The following is a 13,909-nucleotide window of genomic DNA, read 5'->3' as shown; positions in this document are numbered from 1 at the left end:
AACAAAATTTATCTAGTTGTGGCAATCTCATAATTGCTGTGTGGCAGTTATGGAAAGTCTTCTGCTGGTTTTTTATGATTTTATAGTCACATTCTATATTTAGGGGGAGGTAGAAAGGTACTTCCCTCTCTTTATCTGATAAGATGTAAGAATGATGACATTCATTTAGTTAATGTCATCATTTGATTTAAAATGGAGTTAAAAAAGGAGAATAAATTTTCAGCAGTATATTATATAATATTAGCATCATTTTAAACAAAGCAGGCTGTTGTAGTTATCTTATCTCCCTCTTACTGATTGATATTGATATTCATCAACATTTAATATCAGTTCAGTATAATCTAACAATTGACCACTCGAAAGATAAGTTAAATTCAGCACCTTTAATAATGGTGAGACAGGGTCACAATTGAAATACTGCACAACTTCTTCAGTTGGCATAATAGGTACAATAATATGATGTGAGTAATCAATCACCTCTCCAGTTGTCTCCTCAATAAATTGATACTTGGACTTACTCATCGAGTCATATGATAAGGTCGGATATGCTTTAACACTCATATAATTTATTTCTAACATCATTGGGATTCCATCAGCCATTCTTAGTCTTTTCACCAAATAAATTGGATCATCAGAGTTAATTAATAGCCTCGAAGCTATATCTTCACTAGATGGGATGATCTTATAGTCAATAATTCTTGTCGACGCCTCCCTACCTGATTCAGCCATTTCTTCTGTAAAACTCTTCACATGCGTTGAACGCTCAACTACATTTTTATTCGTAACATATGTTCCGCTCCCCTGGCTCTTTCTTAAAAATCCCTTAGCTTCTAAATTATTAGTAGCCTGACGTACAGTAACACGACTTACCTTAAACTTATCCACTAATTCTTGCTCTGTTTCAATTAGACTTCCCATTTTATATTCTCCACCTTTGATTTTTTGGAGAATATAGTCTTCGATTAATTTATATTTAGGAATAGGTTTATTCGCAGACAATATGTAACACCTCTCGCTCACTGTTATTTGACACTCTTATTGTATCAAAATATAGATATTATAGCACTCTATTTAATCCATTATAATTAGGCGAGAGAACTCTCCTCCCTCAAGACAAACTAACTTCGTCCCGCCCTATAATAATACCTGAACTGAGACTATGACGGGGACTGCGGTTACTCATCCACCGCAGTGATTTGTGGTTACTCGTCCATCGAAAGCCATTGTTGTTTCAAGTTTTACGGACGGTTATCTGCGATAAAAAATACCCGAAATAACTAAACGGTCCCAGCTCTACAAAATATAGAACTAGAACCGTTTAGATTATTTTTATTTTCTACCTGATAACAGGCCATTCAGAGTCATTTTTACAAGATAACTTTTTAAGCTAATGCGTATATTGGAGAAATCCATGCCCATTGATTATTCATCTGTTTAACCTCTACATGATAGATATCACAATCTGTTTCTTGATGACGATCAGTCCACTCCCCTGAGAAGGTATACTGATCTTCCGGAATTGCTCCATGAACTAGAAATGCTTCAGAAGTATGTGGCTTGAGATGCGCAGAACGACTTCCACTTAGTAATTCTTTTAACGTGACATCCATCTTTTTACCATTTATGTTGAGCTGGAGATTTGATTGATCATCTCCGTTTATTTCCAATATAAGCGAGGCTGTGTGAGCATGTAAGGGGGTAGGATTTTTAAATGTTGTACATGACCATGTCACCTGGTTGTCAGTCTGATTAATTATTTTGTTATTCAAGTTATTTAAATCATCATCATCATTCATATCTGGCGAAGGTGCCAGCACACTGCGTCCACGGAAACAAGGCTCAACCGAAACCAAATGACCACCATCAATCTTAATTTCGCCTTCCCACGGGAATTCATTTTTAGATGATCCCCAGCCCATTTCTACTCTTACTTTATATACATTCACTTTTTTTGACTCAAAAGTTTCTCCATTGATGATTTTCCACGGTTTCAAATTTTTATATACAACAATTTTATCGATCTTATCATTGCCTTTTACAGATAGCTCTATATTTCGAGTACCTGAACCGTCGATTTCACTACCCATGTACTCACCATTGATTTTAAAAAGACATTCAATTTTATCACCAGTGACAGCATAAGTACGACGAGCCAATAAAGCTTCCCAAATCGATTCACGGGTTTTTTCTGCTGCAAGTACAGCCAAACGCCCATCACCATACGAACCTGGATACCCTGCATGATGATCGGTGGAACCGACAAAGCCAAACCGATACCCTTTTTCCAATGCTGCATATACTGTACTTCTTGAATCCCTTGGTCCCATACTGTGATAATATGGGTATGAACTTTTATCAGACATCCCTGAACCATGTTTAGAAAATACCTCTACAACAGGCAATGTTTTTTCATCAAAAGCATCCCAATTTGCTCCTCGATAGCCTGGTGTATAGCCCACATGATGAGGAACAGCTATTACGTTCTTATTCGGGAACTTTTTCATTATTTCTTTAGGTGATCCTTCCGTGATTAACGGCAAATCATCATCAGTAGATAAAAAGTGATGATCACCATAACGCCTTGAATGAGCCTCATATCCTTGGAAAGTGACAAATTCATGCGGAACATTGGCTTCTTTAACTTTTTCTCTTACTTTCTCCCAATGGCCAGCTAGTTTTTCAAAGCCATTTTGATGATATTCGATCTTATATTCTAATTCAGGCGTAGCCTCAGGAATATCATGCCAGCTCGCATGCCCTATCACTGCACAGAAGTCCAATTGTTCCTTCGCTGCTTTCAATGCATTCTCTAAGCCCCCATAACCATAACTAATTCCACAATGGTTATGCAAATCACCCCAAAACAATTTCATGTGATAACCTCCAGTATAAAATTTGTATTGTAAAAATTTTTTCGCAAAATCCAACCAAACCTTTGATATCAACGAAATTTCGGACCAAAAAATTCCCTTTCTTACGGCAAATATTCTGATTGCTTTTTTCCTTACTGTAGCTTTGCAGTGAAGGCGGACATAATAGACTCTAGACTTAAGTGATAAATATTGTTGTGTCTTAACATAACAGTTCACGCCCACAAAGATTCAATGTCAAACCGTTAAAACTCAAGTGATTTTTATAGAAGTTTTTCACTAACTCCGTTTACTTGTCATTTGACTTTGACAGCCTAACAACATTTTGTGATATCACTTTAAAGTTAACATCTTTTATTCATATTGTAAATACATATTATTTTCAGAAAAATAAATAAATTTAATTATAACTGTTAATAAAGGGTTGTTTTTATATGAAATTGTATTATCATTTTCTGTATCTTACATTATATTAATATTTCCATTTGAATTAAAATAATACATACTCTAATCAACTGACTAAGGTCCATACCTCCTCTTTCTGGACGGAAGAGGAGGTATGGATAGCCATAAAAAAATGCCATATTTTTAATAATTATGGCATAAACAAAATTTATTTAGTTAAGCAATTTCATAACTGTTGTATAGTAGTTATGGAAGGTCTTCTACTAGTTTTTATAACCTCCAATGTAAAAAGCTTTTCATAAAACGAAACTTCAATCAGTGGGACTGCGGTTACTCGCCCCATCGAAACCCGTTGTTGCCCCGGGTTTTACAGACGGTTATCTGTGATAAAATCCAGTCAAACCTTTGATATTAACGTGGTTCAGATCAAAAAAATCCCCTAATATTCTGACTGTCTTTTCCTCACTGCAACCTTGCATTGAAAGCGGACATGATAGGTTATGAGCTTTTGTTGTGTCTTTACATAACATATTCATGCCCGCAGGGGTTCAATATCAGGTTGTTAAAACCCCAATGATTTTTACAGAAGTTTTTCACGACCACCGTTTAAGAATATAGTTAAGACATACTAAAAAACTTACTTACCATTTACACATGGCTTATAGTTGTTCACCATTTGTTTCAATTACTTTTTTATACCAGTCAAATGATTTTTTCTTATAGCGTTTTCCAGAGCCTTTTCCTTCATTATCACGATCTACGTAAATAAAACCATAACGTTTCTTCATTTCTCCTGTCCCGGCACTGACTAAATCAATACAGCCCCAAGAAGTATAACCAAGTAAGTCAACGCCATCATTTACCGCTTCAATCATTTGCTCAAGGTGGTCTCTCATATATTCAATTCGATAATCGTCCTCAACCGTATCATTTTCGAGCTTGTCCACTGCACCTAGGCCGTTTTCTACAATAAACAGCGGCTTTTTATAACGATCATATAAATTATTCATCGTTACGCGTAAACCAACCGGGTCAATTTGCCAGCCCCATTCTGACGCCTCAAGGTGAGGATTCTTTAGGGATTCAAATGCGTTTCCAGATGTCTCATCTTTGTATCTATTAGGATCCGCACTTGTCAGACGTGATGAGTAATAAGAGAATGAAATAAAGTCAACAGGATATTGCTTTAAGATCTCTTCATCCCCTTGCTCCATCTCAATCTTAACATCAAGATCTTCAAACATCCGTTTAGTATAAGATGGGTATTCTCCTTGGGATTGAACATCAATAAAGAAGTATTGATTCCGGTTGGCTTCGATCGCTTTCATCATATCATCAGGGTGACATGAATAAGGATAGACATCGCCAGCCGCAAGCATACAACCAACCTTAAAGTTCTCACCATTAATTTCTTTGGCTGCTTTAGTTGCTAAACTCGATGCCACTAGCTGATGATGGGCTGCTTGAAACTTAACTTGATCCTCATTCTCACCCGCTTCAAACATCAAACCACCACCGAAGAACGGGATATGAAGTACCATATTAATTTCATTAAAGGTTAACCAATACTTCACTTTATCTTTATAACGCTCTAGGACAACTCTTGCATAACGTTCATAAAACTCAATTAATTTACGATTGCGCCAACCGCCATATTCTGTTGCTAAATAGAGAGGCGTATCAAAGTGATTGATGGTTACTAAAGGTTCTATTCCATATTTGAGACACTCATCAAACAGGTCATCATAGAATTTCAATCCCGCTTCATTAGGTTCTAATTCATCCCCTTTAGGAAATATCCTCGGCCATGAAATCGATGTCCGAAATACTTTAAAACCCATTTCAGCAAACCATTTAATATCCTCTTTGTAGCTGTGATAGAAATCAATCGCCTCATGACTCGGATAATGATCATACGTTGTTTTCAGTGCTTTTTCCGGATGAGCTAATGCGTCCCAACGCTGGTCGCCACCCGCTGGTAAAATATCAACAAGTGCCAATCCTTTGCCATCTTCTTGATAAGCACCTTCTGCTTGGTTAGCTGCAATCGCACCGCCCCATAAAAAGTCTTTTCGTAATGACATGTGTGTCTTCCTCCTTTATTGTAATATGAATAATCTAAGTTAAGTATAGATGACTTCTCAAATTGTGAAAAGTAAAATGAGTTAACATCAAGTGACAACAACTTTATTCTGTTACCTCTACTAGTCATCGAGTAATGACAGACGACACTGCTTAAATTTTTCCCGCTTCCACATAAATATTTTTTACTTCTATGTAGTACACATTCAATAGAGAATAAAAGGTTTGCACGCAGAAAAGTGCTTTTCCTTTTCAAAGAATGGAGTGTATCTTCTTAATATGTGAGGAACAGAAATCGATCAGCTATTTTGATCCTCCTTTTTGAACACGCATTTATAGTGAAAATATATTATTTACATTAATTAAGAGGATTATGAAAATGGTTATACTGAAAATGGTCCGAACTTGTTGATCTGAAATAAACTTTGAAAAGCTCGTTCCAATCCAACCTCCCATTACACCTCCAACAATCATATATCCTAATACCGACAAATCATAAACGGCAAACCCCGTATCTAAACCTGTCAAGATTAAAGAAGATAATTGCGAAAAAAATATGATAAAAATTGAATTAAATGATGCTTCTTTGGGTGCCATGGAGAATAATAAGCCTAAAATAATAACATTTAGTGGGCCTCCACCAATCCCTAAAAAAGCAGAGAGTAAGCCAAGCAACGTTCCAACGCCGATAATACCGACTTTATTTTGGATAACAACATGTGGTACCTTATCAAACTGTCGCGTTAAAATAAGAATAGCGATCATTAAAAGAGCAAGCACGGCAGATTGAAAGACGGAAACTACATCTGCAATATCTAAAGTATTAACAAGATAATTAAAGATCCCTTTCCCTAAGATTCCCCCCATAATAGAACCTATAGCAATTAACAGGCTAATTGTTTTATCAAGTTTAATCTTCATCATTCTTGCCTTTAACATTGACACGGTCGCCATTGAGAAAACAGCAGCTGCCGATAAGACACTAATTGTCCCTACATCATAATGGCCCAAAAAATCCAGCAATGGTTTTATAATAACACCACCGCCTAATCCTGCTATCGAACCTAATACTGTAGCAAATAAACCAATCAAAAAATACAATATAACCATGGTGCTTTTCCCTCCATTAAAAAACTCGTTTACGCTCACTTGCACATGGATGTGCTGACTTCGGTGTTCCCTTAGGATGAGCCGAAAATCCTTAGAAAGTGTTAGCTTTTTATATTTGTGACTTTAAAATTTCATCTTCGCTAAATGACTCTCAGGATTCAAAATCAGAAAGTAGTTATTCTTGTGATGTTATTCATTCACTGCCTTCTTTCCTTAGTGCAGCTACTCGGCCCACCATAAGGAATTTACTGTTATTTTAAAGTCTCTAACGTGGAGCAAAAACAAAAGCGCCGCTTTAGCAACACTAATCAGCCTGTGACATCGGTTGATTAGTGTTGGTGCATAAAGCGACAGTTTCAATCATACTCCACAGAAGATAAAGATACAACCTCAAGGTGTTAAAATAACATATGGAGATGAATAAGTTTATTAATTATAGGACGGAAAAGCCAGGCGTAAGAATGCCTACTCAAAATCAAATTAAACAACACATTTAGAGGTGTATAAGTATACATTTCAGCCAATAAACAGGCTGATTTTATTAGCACCATTAAAATATAAAGAGACTTAGGTTATCAAACCAAACCCAGATTTAATAAATGTCGTATCAATCGACTCTCAGTGTCATCGCTAATAGATACAATACAAATGGTTGATCTTGCTCTGCTAATTTTTCTTCGACCCAATTTTTTAGATCATCTTCGGTCACTGCATTATGCTTTGAGATTTCTTTTAGATCGCCTTTTAACTTATCTACTTTCTGTCTGTCCCTTATGACATTAATAACCGCCAAATAGCCTTCCTTTACTATTGAATTGCTAAATTTAATTCCTTCACAGAATGCCTGTTGGTTTTTATCAAGTTTCTTACGCTCTTTAATTAAATCCTCAATCGTGTGAATCTGATCTAGACCATAGTATGAATACAAGGTTTGTGGTGCTTCATTTTCAAGCATTAATTTCTTTAACTTAATAATCATTTCGAATTCTTTATTAATATCATCAATTGGATGCATTTGTTTAGGGTCCCTTTGATAATTAAAAAGTTTATTACCAAATCGCTGGTAACTTTTACCCATAAAGTCAGATGTCTGCATTTTTAAAGTGGCTATCCCTTTTGTAAATGCAAATGAATTATCTAAAACCGCCCCTTGCAATTCATCCTTGGTAAACCGTCTATTCATTCTCATCGGAGATAGTGTATATTCATATAGATAGTCTTCCTTACCTGGCATTGGTGATCTCATATAAATATATTCATCATCAGCTATATTTAAATTACTGCCAAAATAACCAAACAAGATAGCCTCATGGTTCGTCTCTCCTGACTCAATAATAGGTTTTAATGATTTCCCTTTCATAAACTCTGGAATGTCCAGATCAAAGAAATCTAATATTGTTGCCGGAAGATCAATATTTTGAGCCAACTGATTTCTGGATTCATTTTGTACATTTAAATCAGGGTTCCAAATGAAAAATGGTATATGAGCGATTTCATTATATACAGGCATAATATTTTTGCCCCACCACTCATGTTCTCCTAATAATAAACCATGATCAGTGTTTACGATAAGCATCGTATCTTCCCACATATTATGTTGATCCATAAAATCTAATACTTTGCCTAAATAAGCATCACACATTGTAAGTAAAGCTTTATAATACCCTTTGACGATCTCACTTTTTTCAAGAGTAAAGTCATCATGTGAATACATCAACCAACCATTAAAGTCATCTTGAGTCAGTCCATACATATTTAAGTATTTCTCTGGCACATAAAAAGGTTCATGCGGATCAAAACATTCAATTTGTAAAAACCATTGATCTGCCTCATGGTTTACTTGTAAAAATTCTAAACCAGCTTCAACGGTTCTATATAAAGTATGCTCTTCCTCACTTTGCATATACTCTCTATTCACTAAATCTTGTGCGATACTAGCCGCTTTTCTTTTTTTCAAAAATCCACTTAGGTTTTCTAGTCCTTCTACATCCATATCTTTATTAACTTTTGCCTTCCAACTATCTCCCTCTTGACCTCTTACCAATTCGTATGATGAGTATCGAGTATGATAAGTCGCGCCGCCGTCTCTCCAATAATGTTTATGGTCTGTCACAAGATGTGTATATATCCCATTCTCTTTCAATATTTCTGGCATAGAATCATCAAAAGGCTCAATAGGTCCCCAACCTCTGTGTAGAAAATTATAACGACCCGTATGCATGTCTCTTCTAGCCGGCATACATGGTAAGCTTCCGGCAAAAAAATTATCAAATCGAACTGTTTTTGTTTTTAAACGATCAAAATTTGGTGTTTGTACATCTGAAGTATCGTATGCATTTAAATAGTCTCTCTTTAATGTATCAAACATTAATTGTATAACTCTCATTTTTAAACCTCCTCCACATTGAACGTTTAGGCAATCATTAACTTGCAATGATTGCCTAAATTGATACATTTATTTAACTCGCTTCATTGGCTGAACTAGCCTCTTCTTCTTTAAGTAATTGCATATCGTATTTCTTTACAAAAGGTAGATATAAAATCACACTAATGATTAAGATGACAAACCATAACACTACTGCTTTCCAATCCAAGGTTGAAGCAAAAGCAGCAACTGGACCTGGCATTGTTTGCGGTATTCCAAATATGGTTTTTCCTACTAAACCTATGTCCATAGCAATATAAGCTGCACCGACACTAATCATAAACGATAAAATATGTGGTATAAATAATATGGCATTAAAAATAAAAGGTGTTCCAAACAGTATGGGTTCCGATATCATAAAAATCGAAGGAACTAAGCCTAATTTTGATACTGTTTTAAGTTGCTTAGATTTACTAACAAGTAACATAGATATTGCAGCTGGCAACATTCCTAACTGAAATATAATAAATGACATTGTTACAATATTTTCAGGCTGTGCACCTGCATTATAAGCGTCTAAATTCTCAATTCCATTAACAATCATAATTGGCATTAAAACAGCTAATATAATTGAAGTCCCGTGAATACCAAAGAACCATAATACTCTTGATAATCCAATTAATAGTACAATAGACCAAAAACTATTTGCTCCTGATATAATCGGCTCTAAGGCGACTATTATTAGTTCTGGAAATAATACACCAAATGAATCTAAAATTATTCGTACGATAACGACTACTGTCAGGACAGCTCCACTAGCAATCAAGGCTTCAAAGGGTTGTGATACCATTGGCGGAACACTAGCAGGCATCTTGATTTTTATGTTTTTCTTATTCATATATCTTAACAATTCTACTACAAAGATTCCAACCACAATGGATGTGAATAATCCCTGTGCCCCAAGGTATGAAAAATCCATCAAAAATCCAAATGCAACATTTTCCGGGTCTACGGGAGTAATATTCACCGATAAAATCAAAGTGGATGTCAAACCAATAATAATATAATTCAAAGGTTGTAAATCGTAGTATTTACAAAGACTATAAATGATACCAACAATAGCCAATAAGGACATAACACCTATCGACATTTGATATACAATTTCCAACCATCCAGCATTGGCCTCCGAGAAATTTCTCCAAGCAGTGGCAAAAACACCATCTGCTGTAGGAGGGAAAGGAGGTGTCTTGAGGATAGATACTATCCCCGAAAAAATGGTTACACTTATTATTCCCATTACACCCTGTTGAATAGCTTTAATATAATGATGATTGGAGAATTTATTTATTTTAGGCATGACCTTGCTATTAAAAAAATCCTTCATGATTTCCCTCCTCCTCTACTTTTCCTTAATCATTTGTAATGCTTGATCCAATACTTTTTCACCATTCATAAGCCCGTAATCTACAGTATCAATCACTGCCACCGGTATTCCTTTTGGCTCATATTTATTTACATATTCGTCCTTTTGATAACTAATTTGTGGTCCCAATAATAAAACATCCGCTTGATCTCCATACTTGTCAATATTTCCACCAGCTGTTGCATTAATGCTTATTTCTTCATCCCTATTTTTTGCAGCCGCTTGCATTTTGTTTACCATTAAACTCGTTGACATTCCTGCAGCACAAACTAATAAAATATTTTTCATCTTAATTTCCTCCTTGAAGTTTAGTTACTTTTTTATTTAAATCAATAATCTCTTTTGCTAAATCAATAATTGTCATTGCATTCATTAGGTGATCTTGAGCATGGACCATTAAAAGAGAAATTTCAGGATTTTCTCCTCGGGATTCTGCTTGAATGAGATCAGTTTGAATTCGATGAGCTTTATTTAATGCTGTGTTTGCTTCTTCTATTAATTCCTCTGCCTCAGCAAACGATGCTTTTTTAGCTGCAACCATTGCCCGCATGGCAGCACTTCTTGCATTACCGCCGTGCATGATTATCCCCATTATAATTTCCTCGTTTTTCACCATTTCATCCTCCCAACTTGAATCGCTTATCTATCTTAAATTCACTATATCGTTAAATCGTTTTCATCTAAAGCCACAGTTTTTCCTCTAATTGAGGAAAGAAACTAAAAATCTCCGCGAACTATATTCAAGTCATTATTCGATTAGAAAAACTTGGCTTATCGCCAAGTTTTTAGATGAAAGCTTTAGTTTTACAGGTACTATCATCGAAAAAAATCTTATCGTTTTTGATAGTATAAAAAAAGAATGGAATCACCTATCACATTCTTTTAATTATTTTTAATACATTTGGAATGCTCGTTGCAGCTAAAATCGCTTCAATAATTCGTCGATCATCGACAAAACGAATTAAATTATTGTACATCGGTTCAAGATTTTCTTTGCTTTTATCAGCAACGTGTAATAAACAGATAAATTGTACTTGATTACCCCCCCAATCAATCGGTTCTTTTAATGTCGCTAAAGTCCAAAAGGTTCGATCTGACTTTGGTTCAAGTGGATGTGGGATAGCAACTAAATTACCATAGCTGGTCGAAGCCGCTTTTTCTCGTTCGATTACCGATTCAATAATCCCCTCTTCCGCATATCCTTTTTGAATCAATTCCATTCCCAAATAATTGATCACTTCTTCAGGTGTACTCAAAGCGAGGTTTAGATAAATTAAATCTTGAGCTAGATAACGCTCAATTATAGATTTTTTTGTGTTTCCCATCATTTCTTCTATTTTCTCCAATTCGTCATCACCTAATAAAGTATCAATCACAAGATGTGGGATATCAACTGATTCAGGCAATGGTACCGTGCTTACTATAAAGTCAATATTTTCTTTACTATACTGTGATAAATTGTGTAATTCAGTTGCACCAATAATCGTTAATTGATTACCAAACTTAGTCTTCATCTTATATAACAAAAGCTGGGAACTCCCCAGACCCGTTGTACAAACAATTAAACATCGCTTCGGCTTTGTCTGAAGCTTTGCCCGTTCAATAGCTGCACCAAAATGAAGGGCAATATAGCCAATCTCATTTTCATCCACTTTGATATTAAAGTCTTCCTCAACGACGTGACTTGCAAGGACTCCAGCCTCAAAAGCAAGCGGATAGTTTACTTTAATCGCCTCAAGCATTGGATTACGAACATTCATATGATTCTTATAACGGTGAATGGCTGGTTTAAGATGAATGGCTACTGCAGCTATTAACTCTTGATCATCAATAATTCCAATTTGCATGTTTTCTTCAACTTGACTGACCATCTTTTCGACGGTTAACAGAATATTCTTATCAAAGTTGCTCTTAATATTTGCCCCACCAGTATCCAAAAATAATTTCGTCCCTAATAAATGCATAGCAACATAAGATATTTCTACCGTTGGAAAAGTTATATTTAATGTTTGCTCTATTTTTCTAATAATAGCTTGGGCAACAGCATATTCCTTCTTCATTCGTATATCTATTTCATCCTGACTAACCAACTCAACATACTGCTCAGCTTTAATTCGACGACAAGCAATGGCAATATGGACGACTAAATTATTTAAAGCAATATCTGATAGGTTAAGCTGCACGGCCTTTAATTGTTTTAGCACAATGTTACGAATCATTTCCATTTGCTCGACTGGCAACAGCCACTCCTGTTGATGAGACTCATCTAAAGTGAGCGCCATCTTTCTGAATAGCAATTCTGATATAGCATAGCGGATTCGCTTTTCTTTCCCTGATATTTTCAAACCATAGTTAGGACGTTTTGCTAATTCCAACTGATATTTATTTAAAACCACCTTTACATCTTTTAAATCATTTCGCAATGTGGAGCGACTAACAAATATTTCATCTGCTAAATCTTCAATTTTCAAATAATCAGAATTAAGTAAGAACTTTCTAACTAGATAGTGAACTCGATCTTCTGCCTCTACAGGGGTTGAACCATCTTCCTCTACCATGGTTTGAATAAAGTATTTAAATTTGTCATTATCGCTAATGTCAATTTGATAGCCTTGTCCCCTAATTGAATGAATAGTGGCCCCGGCATTTTCATCTTCAAATAATTGTTCAATTTCTTTTATATCATTTCGTATCGTTCGAGAGGTAACTTGAATAGACCTGGCTAATTGTTCACCAGTAATCGGCTCCTGTTCACCAATTAATAATTTTAACAGATGCTCCTGCCTTGCATTCATTGTTAATCCTCCTTATTACATATAGATACTACTTATATTATAAAGCGTTTCCAGATGGTGAGGTGTTATTTCTTTTCCACTATTAAAGGAAAAAACCTAACCATGATCAAATATAAATAATTCTTTTATATAAGTATTTATTAATCGTATAAAATTAACACCTAATCATACCACTGCGCTAAACACCATGGTAGAGACAAACTTACCCTTCTATCTTTTTTAGAGAGATGAGGGCTCTTTTCAGCTTTTTATAACGAAAATCTAAAGTTTATGTATACCCTAACTCCCAAAGGCAAAAAAGCACTGAATCCAAATAAAGTGGCTACCAATAATACACCGTTTTCTGCCCATTTACATTTGGAACTTGTGGTGAAAACATCAACAATAGGAGTTGATCTTACTTGATTGGTCTCAACTTAAATATCTAAGCACATGAATAGAGGATAATCTTTCGAAATTATCCTCGGACTGAACATAAGGATACAAAAATGACCGGCTTAAGGCTTGTCTGTTCGCTTGCCACACCACACGACCTCGGGCGCAAGGGTGTTCACAACTTTCGTTTATCACCGGTGGGCTTTGGGGTGTCCACTCGTCTGACGAGTTGAGCTTTAAGATCGGATTCCATTAATATCCGCTTTAAAAACCCATAGCATACTTCAAGTGGTTTCCCCACTTCTCAAATTGTCATACCATCTATTCCAACTACTCTTTTATTACGCCTTACTCTTTCTACTACGAATAGGTTCTCTGACTTGCATTTAGTTCCATCATTGATGAAGACTCATAACACATTTCTTTCATTTGACCTAAAAGAAGACTCTATGCAACTACCTACTTTTTCAATTTCACCTTTACC

At 35.5% G+C, this 13,909-nt stretch carries 9 protein-coding genes; all 9 read right to left on the bottom strand.

The genetic code is table 11. The annotated features are described in order from the left end of the window. Window positions 1–279: 279 nt before the first annotated feature. Entirely contained in the window at window positions 280–999 is a 720-nt protein-coding gene (locus ACS127_RS06475) for a GntR family transcriptional regulator (protein WP_440897605.1), read from the bottom strand. A 383-nt stretch (window positions 1,000–1,382) separates the two neighbouring features. Beyond that, on the bottom strand, window positions 1,383–2,873 hold the full coding sequence (locus ACS127_RS06470; RefSeq protein ID WP_440897604.1) for a DUF3604 domain-containing protein: 1,491 nt from the start codon (window positions 2,871–2,873) through the stop codon (window positions 1,383–1,385). 1,061 nt (window positions 2,874–3,934) lie between these two features. Next, on the bottom strand, window positions 3,935–5,359 hold the full coding sequence (locus ACS127_RS06465) for a 6-phospho-beta-glucosidase (RefSeq protein ID WP_440897603.1): 1,425 nt from the start codon (window positions 5,357–5,359) through the stop codon (window positions 3,935–3,937). 331 nt (window positions 5,360–5,690) lie between these two features. Beyond that, complete coding sequence (locus tag ACS127_RS06460; RefSeq protein ID WP_440897602.1) at window positions 5,691–6,467, bottom strand: sulfite exporter TauE/SafE family protein; 777 nt, start codon at window positions 6,465–6,467, stop codon at window positions 5,691–5,693. Between the two features lie 607 nt (window positions 6,468–7,074). Next, window positions 7,075–8,853, bottom strand: coding sequence for a sulfatase (locus ACS127_RS06455; RefSeq protein WP_440897601.1), 1,779 nt, complete (start codon window positions 8,851–8,853; stop codon window positions 7,075–7,077). A 73-nt stretch (window positions 8,854–8,926) separates the two neighbouring features. Further along, window positions 8,927–10,216, bottom strand: coding sequence for a PTS sugar transporter subunit IIC (locus tag ACS127_RS06450; RefSeq protein WP_440897600.1), 1,290 nt, complete (start codon window positions 10,214–10,216; stop codon window positions 8,927–8,929). A 15-nt stretch (window positions 10,217–10,231) separates the two neighbouring features. Beyond that, window positions 10,232–10,543 carry a PTS sugar transporter subunit IIB gene (locus ACS127_RS06445; RefSeq protein WP_440897599.1) on the bottom strand — a complete coding sequence of 104 codons (312 nt, stop codon included), beginning with the start codon at window positions 10,541–10,543 and terminating at the stop codon, window positions 10,232–10,234. 1 nt (window position 10,544) lies between these two features. After that, entirely contained in the window at window positions 10,545–10,871 is a 327-nt protein-coding gene (locus ACS127_RS06440) for a PTS lactose/cellobiose transporter subunit IIA (RefSeq protein WP_440897598.1), read from the bottom strand. A 256-nt stretch (window positions 10,872–11,127) separates the two neighbouring features. Further along, entirely contained in the window at window positions 11,128–13,050 is a 1,923-nt protein-coding gene (locus ACS127_RS06435) for a BglG family transcription antiterminator (RefSeq protein ID WP_440897597.1), read from the bottom strand. Window positions 13,051–13,909 lie beyond the last annotated feature (859 nt).

Origin of the sequence: Amphibacillus sp. Q70, assembly GCF_052055485.1 — a bacterium.
Taxonomy (GTDB): Bacteria; Bacillota; Bacilli; order Bacillales; family Amphibacillaceae; genus Amphibacillus.
The sequence above is the reverse complement of the archived record's forward strand: the minus strand, read 5'-3'. Positions and strand labels throughout refer to the sequence as shown.

What these genes read in the sequence shown, in the direction of transcription:
- ACS127_RS06470 (WP_440897604.1), bottom strand. Translation starts at nt 2,873, where the DNA reads ATGAAATTGTTTTGGGGTGATTTGCATAACCATTGTGGAATTAGTTAT.
- ACS127_RS06445 (WP_440897599.1), bottom strand. Translation starts at nt 10,543, where the DNA reads ATGAAAAATATTTTATTAGTTTGTGCTGCAGGAATGTCAACGAGTTTA.
- ACS127_RS06440 (WP_440897598.1), bottom strand. Translation starts at nt 10,871, where the DNA reads ATGGTGAAAAACGAGGAAATTATAATGGGGATAATCATGCACGGCGGT.
- ACS127_RS06450 (WP_440897600.1), bottom strand. Translation starts at nt 10,216, where the DNA reads ATGAAGGATTTTTTTAATAGCAAGGTCATGCCTAAAATAAATAAATTC.
- ACS127_RS06435 (WP_440897597.1), bottom strand. Translation starts at nt 13,050, where the DNA reads ATGAATGCAAGGCAGGAGCATCTGTTAAAATTATTAATTGGTGAACAG.
- ACS127_RS06455 (WP_440897601.1), bottom strand. Translation starts at nt 8,853, where the DNA reads ATGAGAGTTATACAATTAATGTTTGATACATTAAAGAGAGACTATTTA.
- ACS127_RS06460 (WP_440897602.1), bottom strand. Translation starts at nt 6,467, where the DNA reads ATGGTTATATTGTATTTTTTGATTGGTTTATTTGCTACAGTATTAGGT.
- ACS127_RS06465 (WP_440897603.1), bottom strand. Translation starts at nt 5,359, where the DNA reads ATGTCATTACGAAAAGACTTTTTATGGGGCGGTGCGATTGCAGCTAAC.